Genomic DNA, 18,733 nt, shown 5'->3' on the forward strand with positions numbered 1-18,733 from the left:
CGCCTATCTCTCGCGGTTTATTAGGCTTTTTGTCTGAATTTCTGGCAAATTGGCGGCACTGATACCCGCCACCATTGTACGTTTGAGCATAGGGTGATTGGTATGAGTAAATCCCGTATCAGAGTCGGGATGAAAACAAACAACAGTTAAATTATCTGCCTGTGTCCGAAACTTATGCAGATTATTAGCAGGAATAAAAATAATCATACCTGGTTGCAATGGAGTAATACCATCAGGTGTTTCACACTCTCCACTACCTTCAACTACAATAATTAGCCGATAACTAGGATGAGTATGAATCGTCTGATCCACTCCTGGGGGAAAATATAAAGCATTCAAACAAGGATCTCCAGACATAATTGGCGGAATCAGCACATTATCTGTACCGCCATCGATATAACTTAACCTCCCGATAGATTCAATTTCCCCCCCAATCATAAATACCCCTTTAAAAGTGGGACAAGTCACCACAAAACCTGATGAATTTTCACCCCCAACTGCACCCGCTCCAGATAAACTAAAGTACATACCAGGGTGAAGTTTGTAATCTTGTAAACCCGTCCAGCGCTGCAAAATAGGATGACCACTATAGACAAAACCGAAATGGGTTCCTGTATCGGGAAGTTGAATAGAATCTCCATTCCAACCCATAAAGCAATCTGGTACTTGCTCATTAAATTTGGCAAGTTTACCGTGAATTAAATTTTGATAAATTTGGAGTGTCATGATCGTTTTAATAGATGTATTGATAATTAATATTTGTGAAAATCAGCCCAGTTTATGACTTCACCACCCCAGCTATCATCTATAACTATATCTATAGTGATACTAAATAAGATGTGAACATTTCTCTTTTTTCTCTTCCTCTGTGATCTCTGTGTCTCTGTGGTTAGTTTAAAAAAGTCCCGTTCAAAACTCAAAGAGGATTCCTATATAAGAACTGAGTATGAATAAAAATTCATAAAATAATAGCCTCTTTTATATTACAAGTTTTAATTACTGTCAAGATGCAATAGTACTGAATCTAAAAGTTGCTTGCGAAATTCGTGTTGAATAATACAATCAGCATTCAAACACTCGACCAATAACAAAAGAGCTTGATAATATTGCTTAAGCAAGTTTTTATCCTGCTCATTAAATTGCCAATCATTACTTCCTATGTGACGGTTCTTTTTAGCGAGGCTTCTAGATTTATCAGCTAAGATTTTAAGCTTTTCCTCGTCAATTTCACCATGATTAATCTGAGCATCATTTTGATATATTTTTTCTAAAACAGTTCTTAATTCTGGCTGTAATTGGTGAGATGCTAGGGCATATTGGACAGCAATATACATGGCTTTATTAGCTGAGGAAACCTCACTAATTTTTGGCTCATCTGGTCTAGTATTTTTATCATAATTTTCAGCAATATGGATACCCTCCTCAAAACTAGTTTCTTGAAAAACACGCGCAAAAAAACTTCCACAGACTAAATAATTAGCCGCAGGATCTAGTAATAAACTCAGTCGTCGCTCTTGATCTATATCAAAATCAATATCAAAATAAAAAGCTCGGATTGCGGACAATTTAACTGAAGTTTGATGAATTAAAGATTGTCGCTGTACATAAACCAAAAAATCTTGAATTTTCTGATTTTCTTCTATAATTTTATCAATTCTTTCTTTAAGAATTTCAAAAAAAAAGCGTGGCATCTGGTTGAGCCATTTCGGCTGATAGCAAAAATATTTCTTTCCAGTAACGGTCACTTAAATGGTTTGCTAACTCTTGAAAAGCTTCTCGCTGTGGACGCTTTCTGATATTGATTTCACGGGCGACAAAATACTCATGAAAAGTTAGGTGAGAAAAAGAATAAATTCCTTTAGCTCTTTCTACTAAAATTCCGTGTTGTGCTTCAATTGCGTGTAAAATTGCCTCACTATCTAGTTGTAACTCTTTTGGTTCTCTGTCAGCATTACTACTGAGATTTTGGATATATTCTTTAATATAAAGTTTGGCTTCTTTTTTAGAGAAGAAAAATTCTTTTTCTTTGAAAGTCTTGAAAGCTATATAACTTAACAAATCTTTTTTCCTTTGCAAAGAAAGTTCTTGATAAACTTGCTCGCGTTGGATTCCTCGTTTAGCATCCCATTTATTGAGAAGAATCTCAATTCCTTCTGTATATAATTCGCAACGGTTATTAGGAAAATTACATTTTTCATCAAAAACTAAACAAATTAATGTTAACAACAAAGGTGTTACTACCAATTGGGATAAGCGGTCATTATTTTTTAAAGATTTAATGAAATCTTTTGTTGAAATCAGGCTTTTATTTTGAGATTCCAACCATTGGCAAATAAATGTTTTAATCTGTTCTTCATTAAAATCTGCTAATTCAACCTCCGCAAATTTATCTAATACATCATAAGAGTATTCTTTAGCCGCTATTCTACACGTAATAATAAAATAGTTATCATAATATATCCGAGATAAATTCCTAATCTCATTTAAGGTTCTTTCGTAATGTTCATTTTTTACCTCATCTAGTCCATCCAATAGAACTAAAACTGATTTGTGTACAAACAGTTCTTGAATCTGCTCAAAATTGACTCCACATTCAGCAAATATTTGTCCCATATACTCTAGCAAAGCAGGAGAATTAGGAGATTCAGCAAAATACTTGAGATTAATAAAAATTGGCACAAAATTGGGCATAAATAACCCTTCGTTACACTGAAGAGCTAGATACTTGAGAAAAGTAGTTTTTCCGGCTCCAGGCTTACCTAAAACAATCAGCTTTTTATATTTCGTAACTGCACTTTCCCCCGGAACTCGTTCTTCAGTGACTCTACCTAATCCAAATCTTTCCAAGTCTTCTAAATTAGACTCTGCAAGTAGCTCTTTAATTGTCTTGCGTCTGTGAGCAGTTAGCTTTTCTAAAATATTTACATCCGTATATATTTGATTTATTCGTATTGGTTGCGACATATCTAATACGCGCATCGTGCCGCACCATTCTTGAATGATCTCTCTAATGTTACGGCGGACTTGTTTTACCAAAGATGCAATATCGTCTTCATTTTGATGGCTCGAATCAATTGAATTTTCATTAACCTCGACTCCTGGTGTAGTAAGTTTATACCAGTCTTTGTCAAAACCCAAATCTGCACCGATTTGGAGAAAGTTATCTAATAGAATTGGTTTGCCGTTCAGTAAAGCACTAATGACTGAACGATGAAGTCCTAACCTATCGGCGAGCATCTTTTGCGTTAATCCCTGCTTGGTTAAGGATTCTTTAATGATTTGGATTCCTGCCAACGAAGCTTGTAATGTGGGTTTTGCCATAGTGACTCCATCCGAAATTGGTTTAGTAAACTGTCAGGGGCGGTAAGCATAGCTACATACCAGTCGCTGACTAAGGGAAACCCTAAAGCAGTGCTGGTTCACCACTTGCAACCAATCAAAAGTATATCGGGTAAGCTTTTCATTGGTTTGATCACGACATTAGCTATTATACTACGACAATAAACCAACTTAAAAATAACTTTAAACCGACATTAGCTTGACATATCAACCAACATACGTTTATCATCTGAGTAAACACGGAGACAAACGCAGGCGCAAGCGCACTCGTACCAGAGGAGGCTAAAGCTTTATGGACACAAGGGAAATCGTGGAGTTACTTAAAATTATGCCTAGTCCAGGTTGTCCATTCAATTGCACCTTAAGAACTGTGGAGGGAAATAATCTCAATTTAGTGGTTCCGAATGTCAAAAGCTTTCATTTTTCTAAACAACAGCTAAGAGATTTTGCACTTGATAATTGCTTACCAACGTCACTTGTGGAATTGATGAGTGTCATCGAAAGCAAAGAGTTTAGTTGTCCATCACGATTTTTTCAAGCCGCCTTAACAGCCCTATCTTTGGGGCGTGGCTATGGTGTAATTAACCTAGAATATCCCGACACCAGAGCATTTATTGCTACGGTTAGCCTTTCTTACCGAGTTTGTATGGGAACAAATAAAACTATTTAGTTGGTTTCATCTGCTGTAGATAAAAAACAGTTGCAGCAACTAAATGAAATCATTAAAAATTTAGTTTATGAATAAGCTGGGAGGATTAGAACTTAATCACAAAAGCTGGTTTTAGTGGAATGTCACTGACCAGCTTTTTTGTTGGAGTTAGTTAAGATAAGAATCTCATCTCTATAAACTAAAAGTTTCAAGTTAGTGTGGTTGAGAGTGGTTCGATTATATTTTCTCATTTTCCCAAGGTAAAAATCATGAAAAACAACCTAAATAATGGCAGTGGTTATTTATTTAATTTGGCTTGTAAAGGGTTGAAATATTTTCTCCTGACTCTGCTTGGTTTTGCGATCGCATTTGTCATATCTAGAGTTTTTGGAGTGTCTCAAATTGTGCAAATGCTCTTATACCCAAGTATATGGGCATGGGTTTTCCGCATTGCAGTTTCTATATTCTGTTTGTTTGCAGTCGCCATCATCTATGAATCTTCTTGTTAATTTGCTTTAGTGTAGCAGTGAAATAATTTTGGTTGTTAAGAGATTATTGTAGGCACAATCTCAGACAAAGTTTACTAAAAAACAATTGCAAAAAGTTGGCTGGACAAAAAAAGGCAACTTTCTGACAACTTAATAACCAAAATTTATTTGTTGCTATACAAAGACGTGGTTAGCATCTGCTATTTAATTAGGTCTACTATTTAGACGAGGGAAAACCTATGAATCTAATTACCAACAACTCTTCAAATAATGACTTTTCCCAGCAAGACTTAAGCTACCACGATCTCAGCAACTACAACTTGAGTCACAACTTATTTATAGAAACTAAACTCAATGGCTGTAATTTAAGTTATTCTAATTTAAATGGAGCCAATTTAAAGAATACACAACTATGTGGTGCAGATTTAACGGGTGCTAGTTTGTGTGGGGCTAAATTGCATCATGCCAAGCTGAATGGGGCTAACTTGTGTCAAGCTAATCTAGCTGGGGCAAATTTAACTGGTTCAGATTTACGATATGCTACTCTCAAAAAAGTTAAGCTTAATGACACCATCTTTAATGATGTCAAGGTAGAAAATGCAGTATTTGACAGTTGTGATGGCTTAACTGAAGATATCAAGCGGACATTAAAAAAGCGAGGTGCAATCTTCAAGGATTCTATCTCTCAATCTGGAAATATCAGATGGTATATTCAGTATGTAGCTGTACCAATTTTAGTTGCTTTGATTGGTGCTGGCATATTTCTCAAGCCACAGAATGAAACTTGTTCGGTTTCATGGGGTCAAAAGTCGATCCTCAAATATCTACCGGATGCTGGCCATAATATGGTAAAGCTTCATACCAATGAGGATGTTTACCTTGTTGCCAATCTAAATAAGCCAGTTCCAAAATACAACTAACTGTTGCAGCTAACCCAGATGTGGCTTTAATTAGTTGATATTCACTCTGCCAATTGGCTAAGGTTTCTTGCCATGCTTCTGGTGTAAATACTGTATCTGGTAATAAGGCTGTGATACTCAAGTTATCAGGCAATATTTGGTAAATAGCACCGAAGATTTTTCCTCGTTGTGCTGCCATTTCTACGGCTATAACTGCTGGTTTTGATTGATTTTGACCTTTGTTCGCCCAAGCTACTGCTGCTAAGGTGGAAATGGTAAATACGGGGATATTTAACTGTTGTCCCAAGGTGCGGGCAATGACTACACCAATGCGAGTGCCTGTAAAACCTCCTGGACCTCTAGCTACGGCTATAAATGCTACATCTGCCCAGGTTTGGGGTTGGATAAATTCTTTTAAATACTGATGTACGTAGCTAGATAAATCACGCCCCAAATTCCAAGTATCAGCGCGAGTTTCACCAGCAAAATTACTGATAGCCAACCCCAGTTCGGGAGTTGTTGTGTGTAGTGAGATGGCGTATTTTTGGGCTGCAAGGTTTTGTGGTTCTGGGGTCAAGGTTAATTTAAATTTTGATGTTTTGAGGTGATTTATTTATTCAATCATATAATTGGTGCTTTATTTAGGTCGGATGGATTATCGAACCGCCAAGTCGCCAAGTACGCCAAGGGCAGATTTTCACAGTGGTATGTACGACTACTACAGGAATAGCAGTAGCCGCTTTGAATATGCAACAATCGTTTTTAATCACGTCGGTACGAGTTCACCGGGACGCAATTTCGACCATTTACCCGTTTCTCGCTTGAAGCTCAGACAACCAACAACGTCCCATTCCATTTCAATCATTTCCCCGCTTGTGCGGATGTTGACGTTAATGGAGGGTTCATTCGGGTCAAATGTGGGATTTTCGGTTAAATGGGGCTGTTGGTGCTGTGCTTCTACGGCGTGGTAGGTTTCACAACTGTCTACGTAGTGGCAGTTCACACAAATACACATAATAGAACTGTCTCCAAAAACCTTTGTTTATTGCTAATGTAACTTAAGCCCAAGTTTTATTCACTATTTGTTGGGTTGATTTTTATGACAATGCCCGATTTGATATATCCGACTCTAGTTCCGGAAAATTGGCCTTTTGGCTGGGAATGGTTGCCGCAACCTGCTTATATTGTCGGTGGTGCGGTACGGGATGCTCTTTTGGGTAGAACTCGTGAATACTTGGATCTGGATTTTATTATACCATCTGGGGCGGTGGGAGTGGCTCAGGCGATCGCTCGTCATTATCAAGCCGGTTTTGTGCTACTCGATCCTCAAAGGCAAATCGCCCGTGTGGTTTTTCCCGAAGCTACAGTTGATTTCGCCCAACAGGAAGGCGATAGTTTAGAGACTGATTTGCATAGAAGAGATTTTACAATTAATGCGATCGCTTACAATCCCCATACCGCAGAAATCATCGACCCATTACAAGGCCGGGCTGATTTAGAACAGGGTATTTTGCGAATGGTATCACCAGCTAACCTCAAAGACGACCCTCTGCGATTAATGCGGGCATATCGTCAAGCTGCCCAGCTTGATTTTACCATTGAGCCAGATACAGATAAAACTATTCAGTCTTTAGCATTACAAATCATAGAAGTCGCTGCTGAACGAGTGCGGGTAGAAATTAATTATTTATTAGCAAATCCTCCAGGTACATTCTGGCTCAAAAAAGCCGCAGAAAATAATTTACTTGCGTCCTTCTTCCCCAATGCAACTCCTCAAAGCTGGGAAAAACTCGCAAAAGTGGACACCGTAGCCGCTTTAATTACTCAAAACTACCCACAACTGAGTACAGAATTGCAACAGTATGTCCGCGACACAGTAAAAACTACTTGGTTAGGTATTGCGAAACTGGCTTGTCTTGTTCATCCTAGTTCAGAAGTTGCAGAAATAGAACTACAAGCACTAACTTATAGCCGTGCGGAAATTAAAGCTGTCACCACTGCGCTTAAACTGGTTCAGCAGCTAAAATCAGCTAATATGTCTGTGCGAGAACAGTATTTTTTCTTCCAAGAAGCGGGAAATGTATTTGCGGCTACAATAGTTTTAGCCTTAGTAGATAATAATTTGGTATCGGCGATGTCTGGCGACAAGTCGCTACGCGTCTACGCACCATTAATCAGCCGCTACCTGAACCCTGATGACCTGGTTGCTCATCCCACTAAACTCGTTAGTGGAAACGAGCTAATCATAGCATTAAATATTTCACCTTCGCCAAAGTTAGGCGAATTATTAACAGAAATTGCTGTAGCCCAAGCTGAGGGTAAAATTTCGACTCCAGAACAGGCGATCGCCTTGGCGCGAAATTTACTGGTAGACTAGTACCGCCGTGATGCCCACTAAGGGATTTCCCAGAAATAAATTATCCATATTGTGGGGTGGGCATCTTTCCCGCCCTGATTAGGGGACGGCTGGGGACACCCATCCCACAAGAAAATTTGTCATGTTTTTTATTTGTCAGTCCCTAAACTCATCCCAGGGTAAGCTCATCTAATTTGGCTAGTTTTTTACCTGTGGTTTCACAAATGGCTGGGGTGGATTTATTCCAGAATGAGGTACTACCAATAATTGCTACTTGTCGTGGAGTGGTGAAGTTACTTTTTAAGATGGGGATTAAATTATCAAGATTGGCAGACATGGTTTAACTTAATTTTGAAACTGGGCAATATGGCGATATAGTTCTGCTGTTAACCAACGTTTTTCTGGTAGGGTGAGTAAACGACCAAACTGTACTGAGCGAACTGACTTGTCAGTAGTAAAGCGATCGCTCTGAAAATGAAAGTTGAGGGTACAGGGTTGGGAGGGACGCATTTGTTCAGGAATTGAGAAAGTGAGAGCATCAGCGTAACCTATACTCAGACGGCTGTACCAAGTTTTCAGAGTCAGGGATTGGTTAGTACAGTGGATTTCTAATGGACTGATAAACTCTTGAAATAGGTGATAGCGTTTCTCGGCAAAGTAATAAATATCAATGCCCCCAATTGCCAGAAACAGCAAAAACATGGCTCCGACAGCAGAATTCCACGAGACAATCAAGGCAATGATTCCGAGATTAACAATCCGCCATTGGAAAATTAGGTAACTGATTTGAGGCGATCGCTGCCATTCTGAGACAATACGGGAATATTTTTGCCAGAGTTTCGGCTTAACAATGCGCCCAATTACCAGAGCCAGCAACAATAATCTTCCCCAAAAACTCGTTAAAAGGACGAGTATGAGTCCTACAGTCAGAATCCGCCATTGGGGAATTAGGTTACTAATTGCAGAGCCTCGCCGCCATTCCACTACAGTCAGAAATATTGCCAGTAGCAGACAGATAAACCCCGATCCCCAGAATAGTCCAGAGAATCGGTCTACTGCTACATAAGTACCCCATTGCAACAGGAATACATAACGGCAAAGCCAGACCACAATCCAAATAGCAATAGTGGTGTGACACAGTTTTTTTACCAGGGGTTGGTTAACGAAGATATCTGTCAGGAAAACTAAAGATATGAGCGCACTGGGAACCCAAAGACTGGGAAACAGGACAGTGAGCATGATCCAAAATGGAATGAAACTCACATTCCAGAACAAGTCGAGAAGATATGGCTTTAACTCAAACTGGGAACGGGAGAAAGTGGGAGGAATGGTAATGCAGAGGCTTTGGTCTGTTTTAACGAGTTTGACTGTTGTAGATTCGGGCTTTGGCTGATACTTGTCAGGACTAAATTGGGAGAGATTACCTAATAGTTCTAAGGCACTAACAGCACTGGAAAAGCGATCGCTACTATCAGGTTCTAGTAATCTATCTAACCAGTGAGCAAAAGGAGGTGAAACCTGTATCAACTCACGAAACTGAACTTTAAACCTCTTTTGGGGAAATTTATCCGGCTGAAGACGACTCAATGCACAAAGGAGAGTCATTCCTAAACTGTAGAGATCACTGGCGCGGGTTGCTGTACCTCGGAACTGCTCTGGAGCCATATAGCCATAAGTCCCTACCACCGTTCCCCCAATCACAGTTTTGTTATAAACATCCTGTACCGCCCCAAAGTCTACCAGATAAATATTTTTAATAATTTGCTCATCCTCTGCATCTAATTCACAAATAATATTTGCAGGTTTGATATCCCGATGAATAATTGGCGGGGTAAAGGTTTGGAGATAGGTTAAAATTTGCAATCCTTGTTGCGCGATCGCTTTTGCTGTCTCTTCGGTAGCTTGCCAACCTTCTTCGATTAATACAGACAGAGGTTTACCAGGAGCAAGTTCTTGAACGAGGCAATAATATTTGTTATTGGCGGTTTCCAGTTGGAAGTTATCAATATATTTAGGAATGTGAGGATGATTAAGTTCTTGGAGAGTTTGAACTTCCCGATCAAAAAGGTTGATTTTTGTCCAGTCCTGCATTTGTTGTAAGGACAGAACTTTAACCGCTACAGTTTGCTCAGTGCTGAGGTCAAAAGCAGCATAGGTAGTACCGCTACTTCCTTTACCTAGCTGACTCTGGAGTTGATAGCGGTTTTGCAGGATTTTGGCAGATTTGGGAGATGATTGGCTCATGGTGGTGATTATTAATTGTTAATTTGTAATTAGATTATTAATCTTCCTTCTCCCTATTCTTTTGCTCCTCGACCAACTAATAATTTCTCTAAGTTTTTATTCTTCTTCAATCGAGCAATACTCAAAGGTGTTTTTGAACGACGATAATATTTATTAACATCTGCACCACGATCAAGTAATAATTTAACTACAGACTCATCATTGCTATACAACGCAAATTCTAAAGGATATCCGAAACCATAATTTTCTCGGTTAGGACGGCTGAATCTATCTTTTCCAACTCCACCTACTTGATTAACATTAGCCCCTTTATCAATAAGCAGGTTGATTAATGGTACTAATTCCTCAGTTGTAAATGGTTTTCCTCGACTATATTTATTTCTACCATAATGCTTATTAAAAACCAGAGAGGTGAGCGGTGTTCTTTTCTCTGCATCAATGTAGTTAACATCTGCATCATTTTGAATTAGCAATCGAATCATATTTGGATCTCCCTGATAAATAGCTGCCATTAAAGGACTGGAATTATTCAAATCTAAAGAATTCATATTTTGATTAATATCAGCCCCTTGAGTGATAAGTAGTTCAGCTAATTCTTCATCTTTTTTAGAAATAGCCATCATCAGAGGTGTTATTTTATCTTTAACGTGGTGATTGGCTTGAGCTTCATTCACATTCGCACCACGATCCAACAATAATTCCACTATTTCTATATTGCCTGTCTCTACTGCTTTTATTAATGGCAAACTGTCCTTATTGGTTGGGTTTAACTTACTTCTATGATCTAGTAAAAATCCAACTAATTTTATATTTTGTTGTGTGACAGCATCCACTAAGGGAATAAAACTTAAGTCATATTTGCGTTGGATTAAGTATTGAGCCAATTCTGCACTTTTCGCAATACAAGCCGTTAAATGCTCTTGCTGTTTAAACCCTCCTGAATTTAGATAATCTTGAGTATATGAATAGTCTTGACACAAGCGAGATTTGTCAGCTTCAATTCCTAAATTTTCCGAAATTCTCCAATAATTTACCCGTCCCACAATTCCCAGCAGCAACACAGCTACTATTGGGCCTCCCACCAGCAACAAATTACGGTTGATTAACTTTTGTGGTAACTTCCACCATTGCGGCTTTTGCTTGAGGGCTGTTAATGCTTTCTCGGCGGTACTAAAACGTTCTTCAACATCGGGGGATAAGATTGTTTCTAACCATTTGGAAAATGTTGTAGTGACCTGGATATGGTCTTGAAACTGAATCCGCAGCATCTCATGGGGTAATTGCGCTGGATCTCGACGAGTGAGCAGGAATAGCAGTGTTGCACCTAAACCATACAAATCGCTGGCGGGTACAACCCGATTTTGGAATTGCTCTGGTGGCATATAGCCATAGGTTCCCGCCACTGTACTACCCGCCATGACGGTGGAATAGTAGGCATTGCGGACTGCTCCAAAATCTACTAGGTAGAGCTTGTTCTGATTTTGATCAAAAATAATGTTATCTGGCTTAATATCTCGGTGGATGATGGGGGGGTCTTGTTGCTGCAAGTAGTTTAAAATCTCTAAAAGTTGGACTGCAATTTGCTTTACCTGTTCTTCATTGGTACGCCAACCCGAATCTACTAAACTCTGGAGAGATTTACCGGGCGCTAACTGCTGTACTAAACAATAGGTGCGGTTGCTGTTAGTGTCTACTATAAAATCATCGAGATAATGGGGAATTTGAGGATGATCCAGTTGCTTTAATACTTTTGCTTCCCGTTGGAATAATTCTAATTGCTTCCAGTTTTGTAGTTGTTTTAAGGAAACCGCTTTGATGGCTACCTGTTGTTGAGTTTTCTGATCTAAAGCTCTGTAGGTAGTAGCGATCGCACCTTGACCTAATTTACTCTGGATTTGATAGCGATCGTTTAAGATATTTGAGGATTTTTTAGAGGAAGATTGACTCATGGTAAACCTGACAAAGAGAAGAATAAATTGAGACTTTGGTTAGGTTCAGGATTATGTATGTTCCTATTATATGGAACAAGTAACCCTGTCTTAATATTTACCTCATCCATTTTTTTTACTGGCATAACCCATTTTCCTATAAGTCATAATTTGAGTGAAGATTGCAATTATGAGGTGCTGCTGCAAGCAGTTCGTCTTCGGTACTCTGCACCGCGCAATCCCATAACCGACGGCAGGTATCATCACCCACTATCAACTTTAAATACTCGCTGGAACTATGAATAAGTCACTCTCACCATTACTGATTACTGGGATATATCTCATCGTTAATCTTTGTGTAGCTTTAACAACTGGATTTTTTTTACAACCATTAGGTTTAACTCGTGTTATCCTGATCAGCCTAGTAATTTTCCTATCATGGCTTCTTCTGCCGTTAATTTTTCCTATCCGTAGAAGTAGCACTGTTGGTACTAATCATGGTTTTGGAACTGTTGCGACTTTCCTTTCTCTGGGTATTTTGTATGAAGTTTTTCCTCAATACCCTTTTAGAAATAAAGAAGGTTATCTAGAATACATACTTGCCATGAGTTGGGTAACTCCATTTTTAGCAGATCTCTGCTGTCTGTATGGTCTTGGGTTAGGTTCTTTTCCATTAGTATTAACTATTCCTTGGTTATTGCTGGCAAGTCTTCTAATTTCGATGCTGAATCTCGGTACTGATAAACTGAGTTATGCAATATATTTTCCTGGTTTCCTGTTGCCCATATTACAACTAATTGCTTTGATTCCAGGTCTGATTAAGTTTTTTCTGTTAGAGACATCGGTGAAAATAGAGCTAGGTCAAAACTTACTAATAGTTGTGGCTATGGTTGTCTTAGCATCCCTTGGGGCGGTTAGTATTCGGGAAACTTTAAAATCTCAAGAAAGCTCTGGTAAACCTAAGTTTGAAAATCCCAGGGTTTGTATTTTTGTCAGGGTGGTAAATTCTGAAAACCAAGACGGTAAAACAAACAGTCATGCTTTAGACAAACAACGTAAGCCTTTGCATAGCTACGCAGACAAACAGGGATATGAACTTGATCGAATTCAATACACTGTAGATGATGGTTCAATTGAGGAAACGGAGGAATTGAGCCAATATCGTCAGGGACTAGAAGCCCTATTTAAAAACCCCAGCTACAATATTTTTTTAGTGGAAAAAGAAGAACATGTATCTCGGTTTGGAATTGTAGAAGCGAAGCGAACCATAGAGGAAAACGGCAAGTATTTGGAAGTTTTTAACCCCCAGGTTCAACAACAAAGACAAGAAAGTAAACAACAGAGTTTGGCGCTCGCGACTGTATTACAGAGTATGGTCATTGTGGGAGGCTTAACGGGAGGCTGGTTTATTAATTTTAAATTAATTTAAACGGTTAAATTTCGCATTCTTCTGCACGTATAAAAAATGTACCCATACTACCAAACCTAGCTAATTGTTCATAGTGATAGCCAGCAGTAGCAGGAAAGTGACCACGGGGAGCATTGAGAGAAAAATTTAAGTTCTCGTATTTAAAATCTCCATCAAAACCAGGTTTAGTTTGCCAACCAACAGCAGTTGTGAAGTTTGTCCAAGCTTGATATTTTTTATTCACACGAATAGATTCATAAATTGATTTTGGAGTTTCTCCCACAGATTTAATCATTTGCAGTTGCACGCTATAACCAAATTTTCCACCTGAATTTTCCTGCCAAATTTGATCCATTCTTTTGAGATCCGCACAATTAAGTCTGATACCGTATCCTGGAGGTATAAGCCTACGTCCTCCATTAACCCAGTTTTGTAGTAGTAATTCCCAATTTTGTCTATCAGCTTTTTCCCATTCTTCTGCTTTGATAAATGCAGTTAAGTGGGCATACATTATTTCTCGATTTCCCCCCCGTTCTGATTTAATAATTGGTAAATCTGTTGTGTAAACAACAAGATTAGATTCCGGTTTTGGGGAAGTTTGAGCAGGTTTAGGAGTAGATGAAATATTGGTTTGCGTTTGTTGGTTTCGAGGTTTCGATATATCTGGGTTAGATGTTGATTTTTCGCTAGGTTGTTTGACGGTGCAAGCACTTAAAAGGAGAGCAAAAACATATACAATCCTTAACGGTATAGTTTTAAGCATTTATCCAATTTGAAGTAATTTAATGCAGTATGCAACCATCTTTTTTCCCTCACATTGTCTAATGTGGGAATACCGAAAATTTATGGAATTGAGTTATTACAAAAAAATCAACAAGATGTAAAATCAAGAAGATTACTTTTGCAATTATTATCAGTCGCACTGGAAGTAGAATCCGTCCTAATTTCTGGGAAAATAAATCCTAAAAAAAAATCGCTATATTAATCTTCTTGTAACAAAACCACATCTTTCAAAATATTATTGGGAACTTTTTCAGGTACAGGATCAATTTCAAAGTAAAGCACACTGCTGTAGGGAATACCAATTAAACGATTATCTTTTAGACAGATAAACAATTTATCAGCTTTACCCATGTTCATAAGCTGGCTGGCTGCATTCCCTACTTTGTCCCAACCTTGAATAGGAACTTCAAAAGTTTGAGATGTGCCGTTGATGTAATAAACAACTAGCTTAAATGAGGAGGGTGAAGTATCTTGATTCATCATCTTTGCCGAGGTAACAAATGGAATTTTTCCCACAATAGCACAGATTTCGGTAAAAAAAGCTCAATAGCATCTTGCAGCAAGAAAAATTGATGTGATTTTATTACTCAGTAAAAAATTGAAACCCTTGATTTACCAATAACACTCCCTAAAAATGAGGTGGCTTTATCGCACATCTTTTTACCATACATGGGTTTCCACGTAAGTAGACAAGATACAAGGATTACTAACACTACATCATTCCTCCTCAACTCTTCCTCTCTGCGCCTTTGCGCCTTTGCGTGACACCAATCCATATTTAAACCGTCACACCTTCCAATTGTTCATCAGTCAAATCATATAACCGACGCAACTTATCCAGCTTATCTGCATCAGCTTGCCAAATACCGCGCCCATGCGCCTCAATCATTCGGCTCAAAATATTCCGAAAAGCTTCAGGATTCGCCTTGCGTAACTTATCCGCCATCTCTGCATCTAAAGCATAAGTATCAGCCGCTTGATCATAAACCCAATCATCTTGAAAATCAGCAGTCCCACCCCAACCAATTAACGCCGTCATCCGTTGGGAAATTTCAAACGCACCACCAGAACCTTGATTTGCCATAGCTTGCGCCCATTTGGGATTGACTAATTTACTGCGGTACTCCATTCTGAGTAAATCGTCTAAGTTTCGGGGTGTGGTATCCTTCGAGAAACTTTCCACAAAGCTGGTAGTTACTTTCTTACCGCGTTGCATTTCTGCCGCCTTTTTCAAACCGCCAGTATTAGCGTAATATTCTTGAATGTCGGTTAAACCATATTCTACAGAATCGATTTCTTGAACAATGCGATCGCTTGTTTTTAATAAAGCATTTAAAATCTCCGGTCTAGCCTGACCCTTATCTTGTCTACCATAGCTAAACACATTACGACCTTGCCAAGTATTGCCTAATTCTTCCCCAGATTCCCAATTACCATCAACTACCTGATCATTTACCAGAGAACCGAAATCACCAGCCGGATTAGAAAACAATCTCGCCGAACTATTTTCTACACCTTGCGCCTGCAAAGCCAAAGCGTGCTTCCTGATAAAATTCTGGTCTTCGGGTTCATCAGCATCAGCCGCCCGTTGAAACAAATCATCCAATAATTCAATAATATTCACAAAACTATCGCGGAAAATCCCCGACAAATTCCCCAAAATATCAATTCTGGGATGTCCCACCTGCGCCAACGGCTGCAACTCATAACGCACAATACGCCCAGTCCCCTCCTTCACAGGTTCAGCCCCCACCAACTCCAAAAGAATTCCCAGAGACTCACCCTTAGTCTTAATAGCATCCAAACCCCATAACATCACCGCCACCGTTTCCGGATAACTCCCATGTTCAGCCAAATGCTGGGCGATAACTTTCCGACCAACCTCCCGACCCCGTGCAAAAGCCGCCGGAGAAGGCATTCTATAAGGATCTAAAGCGTGAATATTCCTCCCCGTAGGTAACACCCCAGCCCCATCCCGCAACAAATCACCACCAGGCGCAGGCAAAATATACTCACCATTCAAACCCCTCAACAAACTCCCCAACTCATCAGTACACTGCATCAACAAACCACTAATTAACTCCTCCTCCTCTTGGCGTTCTTGGCGACTTGGCGGTATGCGCTGCGCGCACGCTTCGCGAACGTTATCTTCCCCAAAATAAGCATCCAAATACCCAGCCAACCCCTCCTCATTCGGCGGTTCCCCCAAAATATGCAAACCCGAAGAAAACAGACGATTCTCCAACACCTGCAAATATTCGTATAACTTCACCAAATAATCATCAAAAGCGCGATCGCTAAACATTCGCACATTTTCAGGACTAAAAGCAATCCCCAAACGTTTAGCATCATCAAAAGGACAATCAGCATCCAAACCAGAATCAACAATCTGCTTACAAATAACCTCCTTCAACAGATAATTTTTCTGCGGGTCCTCACGATACTCCGAAATTAAATCCCGCAAAGACAGCAACTGCTTATATAAACCAGCCCGACCATAAGGCGGGACATTGTGAGAAATTAACACCCCATAACCGCGACGCTTCGCCAACATCGACTCAGAAGGATTATTTGCCGCATATATATAGAGATTAGGCAAATCCCCCAGCAGAATATCCGACCAAGAATAACCAGTATTACCCAACGGTGAACCAGGCAACCATTCTACAGTCCCGTGCATCCCAAAATGAACCACAGCATCAGCCGCAAAATCATTTTGCAACCATTTATAGAAAGCCGCATACTGAGGATGAGGAGTTAAATCTCGTTCAAACATTAAGCGCATCGGGTCGCCTTGTATACCCAAAGGTGGTTGGACACCAATCCAGATATTACCTAACTGCACACCGCCAATATGTAATTCCTCCCCATAAGTTTTAATTCCAGTTCCCGTTAAAGACTTCCATTGTTTTTCAATGCGGGAAGTTAGCAGATATCCCAACCATTTTTCTAACCTCCGGAAATGCACAGTATTTGCAGATGAGGGGAAAGGCTTATTTTTTTCCCATGTTTCCATTTCTTCATCTGCTGCTTTCACCTGACGAATTAATTCTTCCCCATCTTCAGGAATATCACCAACGTGATAACCTTGGTCTTTGAGGGCGTGAAGAAACTTAATTAGACTCCGGGGAACGTTCAATAAAGCCGCAGTCCCCACAGCCCCATATCCTGGGGGAAATCCATATAATATAATTGCTATTTTGCGTTCTGATGCCGACTTTTGGCGTAAAGCAATCCAATTTTTGACTCTACCAATTAAGCGTTGGACTCGTTCTGGAATTAGATAAATCTGTTCCCCTACTAAACCGCCGAGGGCAATGGTATCAATTGCGCCATCGAGTTCAGGTAAAGCATACAATAGGACACTTTGCAGTCCGCCCACACCTTGACGCGTCCATGAGTGAATATCTTGAATTAGCAGGGGTGCGGCTACTATATAGGGTACATTCTTAGCAGCGAGGATGCGTTTAGCTACTTCCACTTGTCGCCCTGCTTCCATTGAACCTGCGGGACCACCGACGAGAGGAAAGCCAATGGTAGAAACAATTGCATTTACCTGGACGGCTTGCTCAGAAAGTGAGAGAGTTTCAGTATTACCTTTTTGTCTTTGCTGGGTTTCGTAGTCGGTGGTCATCCAATCTCTGACTGCTACGTGTCCTTCTACACCATTAATAAAAATGGGTAGGGGAATTAACCCGGCTGATTCAAAACGGCGGATTAATTGGGGAATATATGGTTGTTTGGTAATTACGTGCTTGCGGTAGAGTAAAATCCCGATGACTGGGGAGTGGGGAGTTACTTCGACTCCGCTCAGTAACCGGGGGAGTGGGGAGTGGGAAATTTTGCTGATTCTCTGATTTTTATACCACTTCAAATATTCACGGGGGGACGTGAAAAATCCCTGATAGTCGGGATGAAGTAAACCCATGTTGGGGGTTTCAATGGGTGGGGGAATATCTCCGACTTTTAAATTTAAGTATTTTTCTGCTAGTATCCAGAATAATGCGGCTACGTTTTCGGAACCGCCGGCGTTCCAGTATCCATAGATAATTAACCAGTTGCGTAAGTCTTGGACTTTCTGCACTGGGACGAATTTGAGAAGTTTGGGGCCGATTTTTAAGAAACTAATATAACCAGCGAGTTTGTCTTCTTCGCGTCCGTTGCTGAATTTATCCAGGATGAATTTAACGGGTTTCGGTATTCCTTTGGGTTTGTCGCCAATGGCAAAAATACCGAGTTTGGTTAAACTCATCAATTCTAAGGCTGACTCGAACACCAAACGGATGGGAATTTGGGAAATGCGATCGCGTAACCACAAAACCTGATCATAATCAAATAGCAGACTACCGAAAAATACATCAGCGCCATCTAGTGCTGCTTCTACTTCGCTGCGCTGAGTGGTAATATGGCGATCGCTAAACACCCGAATATCCAAATCAGCACAGCGCGATTTCGCCACCTCAGCCGCTTTCCTGTACAAGTCAGCGTTAAACGATTCAAATCCAGCAATCAAGACAATGCGTTTCATGCCTAAGCTACGACGAAAGATCCCTCTATGATCTTAAACGTGGTTTCGCTTTAATGACCAATAGTTCTTTAATGGTACAAGCCCTTATATTTATCAGTGGAGTCAATCTAA

General features: G+C 39.9%; 16 protein-coding genes. 5 read left to right on the forward strand and 11 right to left on the reverse strand.

Going from position 1 to position 18,733, the window contains the following annotated elements; genetic code table 11:
• Window positions 1-3 precede the first annotated feature (3 nt).
• The 3 genes from NSP_RS20535 to NSP_RS20540 all read right to left on the reverse strand — a co-directional run bounded on the left by NSP_RS20535 (window position 4) and on the right by NSP_RS20540 (window position 3,321).
• Window positions 4-726 (reverse strand): cupin domain-containing protein, encoded by a 723-nt coding sequence (locus tag NSP_RS20535; RefSeq protein ID WP_006195205.1) that lies wholly within the window; start codon window positions 724-726, stop codon window positions 4-6.
• Between the two features lie 266 nt (window positions 727-992).
• Window positions 993-1,691: an NACHT C-terminal helical domain 2-containing protein gene (locus NSP_RS23760; RefSeq protein ID WP_020480849.1), complete on the reverse strand. Its 699-nt coding sequence runs from the start codon at window positions 1,689-1,691 to the stop codon at window positions 993-995.
• Window positions 1,672-3,321 carry an NACHT domain-containing protein gene (locus NSP_RS20540; protein WP_020480850.1) on the reverse strand — a complete coding sequence of 550 codons (1,650 nt, stop codon included), beginning with the start codon at window positions 3,319-3,321 and terminating at the stop codon, window positions 1,672-1,674. Before NSP_RS20540 ends, NSP_RS23760 begins: the two co-directional genes overlap by 20 nt.
• A 310-nt stretch (window positions 3,322-3,631) precedes the next feature.
• Here NSP_RS20540 and NSP_RS20545 point away from each other — a divergent pair, with 310 nt between their 5' ends.
• The 3 genes from NSP_RS20545 (at window position 3,632) to NSP_RS20555 (ending at window position 5,396) form a co-directional block, all read left to right on the forward strand.
• The gene (locus NSP_RS20545) at window positions 3,632-4,009 is read left to right on the forward strand and encodes a hypothetical protein (protein ID WP_006195202.1); all 378 of its coding nucleotides are present in this window, start codon (window positions 3,632-3,634) and stop codon (window positions 4,007-4,009) included.
• 248 nt (window positions 4,010-4,257) lie between these two features.
• Complete coding sequence (locus NSP_RS20550; protein ID WP_006195201.1) at window positions 4,258-4,497, forward strand: hypothetical protein; 240 nt, start codon at window positions 4,258-4,260, stop codon at window positions 4,495-4,497.
• Between the two features lie 218 nt (window positions 4,498-4,715).
• Window positions 4,716-5,396 carry a pentapeptide repeat-containing protein gene (locus NSP_RS20555; RefSeq protein ID WP_006195199.1) on the forward strand — a complete coding sequence of 227 codons (681 nt, stop codon included), beginning with the start codon at window positions 4,716-4,718 and terminating at the stop codon, window positions 5,394-5,396.
• Here NSP_RS20555 and tsaB read toward each other — a convergent pair.
• Together tsaB and NSP_RS20565 are read right to left on the reverse strand one after the other, a co-directional pair.
• Window positions 5,293-5,952: a tRNA (adenosine(37)-N6)-threonylcarbamoyltransferase complex dimerization subunit type 1 TsaB gene (gene tsaB / locus NSP_RS20560; protein WP_006195198.1), complete on the reverse strand. Its 660-nt coding sequence runs from the start codon at window positions 5,950-5,952 to the stop codon at window positions 5,293-5,295. The two genes, NSP_RS20555 and tsaB, sit on opposite strands and share 104 nt — an antisense overlap.
• 189 nt (window positions 5,953-6,141) lie before the next feature.
• Window positions 6,142-6,390: a Ycf34 family protein gene (locus NSP_RS20565; protein WP_006195197.1), complete on the reverse strand. Its 249-nt coding sequence runs from the start codon at window positions 6,388-6,390 to the stop codon at window positions 6,142-6,144.
• An 84-nt stretch (window positions 6,391-6,474) separates the two neighbouring features.
• Between NSP_RS20565 and NSP_RS20570 the strand changes: the two genes are divergently transcribed.
• A complete protein-coding gene (locus tag NSP_RS20570; RefSeq protein WP_006195196.1) occupies window positions 6,475-7,752 on the forward strand; it encodes a tRNA nucleotidyltransferase/poly(A) polymerase-related protein in 1,278 nt (425 codons plus the stop codon).
• A 148-nt stretch (window positions 7,753-7,900) separates the two neighbouring features.
• Here NSP_RS20570 and NSP_RS26400 read toward each other — a convergent pair whose 3' ends face one another.
• From NSP_RS26400 to NSP_RS20580, 3 genes are read right to left on the reverse strand one after another with little or no spacing between them, the layout of a single operon-like run.
• Window positions 7,901-8,068 carry a hypothetical protein gene (locus NSP_RS26400; protein WP_006195194.1) on the reverse strand — a complete coding sequence of 56 codons (168 nt, stop codon included), beginning with the start codon at window positions 8,066-8,068 and terminating at the stop codon, window positions 7,901-7,903.
• A gap of 8 nt (window positions 8,069-8,076) precedes the next feature.
• Window positions 8,077-9,975: a serine/threonine-protein kinase gene (locus NSP_RS20575; RefSeq protein WP_006195192.1), complete on the reverse strand. Its 1,899-nt coding sequence runs from the start codon at window positions 9,973-9,975 to the stop codon at window positions 8,077-8,079.
• A gap of 53 nt (window positions 9,976-10,028) precedes the next feature.
• On the reverse strand, window positions 10,029-11,924 hold the full coding sequence (locus NSP_RS20580) for a protein kinase domain-containing protein (RefSeq protein ID WP_006195191.1): 1,896 nt from the start codon (window positions 11,922-11,924) through the stop codon (window positions 10,029-10,031).
• A gap of 277 nt (window positions 11,925-12,201) precedes the next feature.
• Between NSP_RS20580 and NSP_RS20585 the strand changes: the two genes are divergently transcribed.
• Window positions 12,202-13,332: a serine integrase family protein gene (locus NSP_RS20585; RefSeq protein ID WP_006195190.1), complete on the forward strand. Its 1,131-nt coding sequence runs from the start codon at window positions 12,202-12,204 to the stop codon at window positions 13,330-13,332.
• Between the two features lie 4 nt (window positions 13,333-13,336).
• Here the strand turns inward: NSP_RS20585 and NSP_RS20590 are convergent, their stop codons facing one another.
• The 3 genes from NSP_RS20590 to bchH form a co-directional block, all read right to left on the reverse strand.
• Window positions 13,337-14,074: a GUN4 domain-containing protein gene (locus tag NSP_RS20590; protein WP_006195189.1), complete on the reverse strand. Its 738-nt coding sequence runs from the start codon at window positions 14,072-14,074 to the stop codon at window positions 13,337-13,339.
• A gap of 218 nt (window positions 14,075-14,292) precedes the next feature.
• A complete protein-coding gene (locus NSP_RS20595) occupies window positions 14,293-14,577 on the reverse strand; it encodes a hypothetical protein (RefSeq protein ID WP_231859499.1) in 285 nt (94 codons plus the stop codon).
• 295 nt (window positions 14,578-14,872) lie between these two features.
• On the reverse strand, window positions 14,873-18,622 hold the full coding sequence (gene bchH / locus NSP_RS20600; RefSeq protein WP_006195186.1) for a magnesium chelatase subunit H: 3,750 nt from the start codon (window positions 18,620-18,622) through the stop codon (window positions 14,873-14,875).
• Window positions 18,623-18,733 lie beyond the last annotated feature (111 nt).

The sequence above is a fragment of the Nodularia spumigena CCY9414 genome (assembly GCF_000340565.2).
Classification (GTDB): domain Bacteria; phylum Cyanobacteriota; class Cyanobacteriia; order Cyanobacteriales; family Nostocaceae; genus Nodularia; species Nodularia spumigena.

Coding starts and splice junctions, on each gene's coding strand:
- NSP_RS20535 (WP_006195205.1), bottom strand. CDS start 726: ATGACACTCCAAATTTATCAAAATTTAATTCACGGTAAACTTGCCAAA.
- bchH (WP_006195186.1), bottom strand. CDS start 18,622: ATGAAACGCATTGTCTTGATTGCTGGATTTGAATCGTTTAACGCTGAC.
- NSP_RS23760 (WP_020480849.1), bottom strand. CDS start 1,691: ATGCCACGCTTTTTTTTTGAAATTCTTAAAGAAAGAATTGATAAAATT.
- NSP_RS20595 (WP_231859499.1), bottom strand. CDS start 14,577: ATGATGAATCAAGATACTTCACCCTCCTCATTTAAGCTAGTTGTTTAT.
- NSP_RS20585 (WP_006195190.1), top strand. CDS start 12,202: ATGAATAAGTCACTCTCACCATTACTGATTACTGGGATATATCTCATC.
- NSP_RS20555 (WP_006195199.1), top strand. CDS start 4,716: ATGAATCTAATTACCAACAACTCTTCAAATAATGACTTTTCCCAGCAA.
- NSP_RS20570 (WP_006195196.1), top strand. CDS start 6,475: ATGACAATGCCCGATTTGATATATCCGACTCTAGTTCCGGAAAATTGG.
- NSP_RS20565 (WP_006195197.1), bottom strand. CDS start 6,390: ATGTGTATTTGTGTGAACTGCCACTACGTAGACAGTTGTGAAACCTAC.
- NSP_RS20540 (WP_020480850.1), bottom strand. CDS start 3,321: ATGGCAAAACCCACATTACAAGCTTCGTTGGCAGGAATCCAAATCATT.
- NSP_RS20580 (WP_006195191.1), bottom strand. CDS start 11,924: ATGAGTCAATCTTCCTCTAAAAAATCCTCAAATATCTTAAACGATCGC.
- NSP_RS26400 (WP_006195194.1), bottom strand. CDS start 8,068: ATGTCTGCCAATCTTGATAATTTAATCCCCATCTTAAAAAGTAACTTC.
- NSP_RS20550 (WP_006195201.1), top strand. CDS start 4,258: ATGAAAAACAACCTAAATAATGGCAGTGGTTATTTATTTAATTTGGCT.
- NSP_RS20590 (WP_006195189.1), bottom strand. CDS start 14,074: ATGCTTAAAACTATACCGTTAAGGATTGTATATGTTTTTGCTCTCCTT.
- NSP_RS20545 (WP_006195202.1), top strand. CDS start 3,632: ATGGACACAAGGGAAATCGTGGAGTTACTTAAAATTATGCCTAGTCCA.
- NSP_RS20575 (WP_006195192.1), bottom strand. CDS start 9,975: ATGAGCCAATCATCTCCCAAATCTGCCAAAATCCTGCAAAACCGCTAT.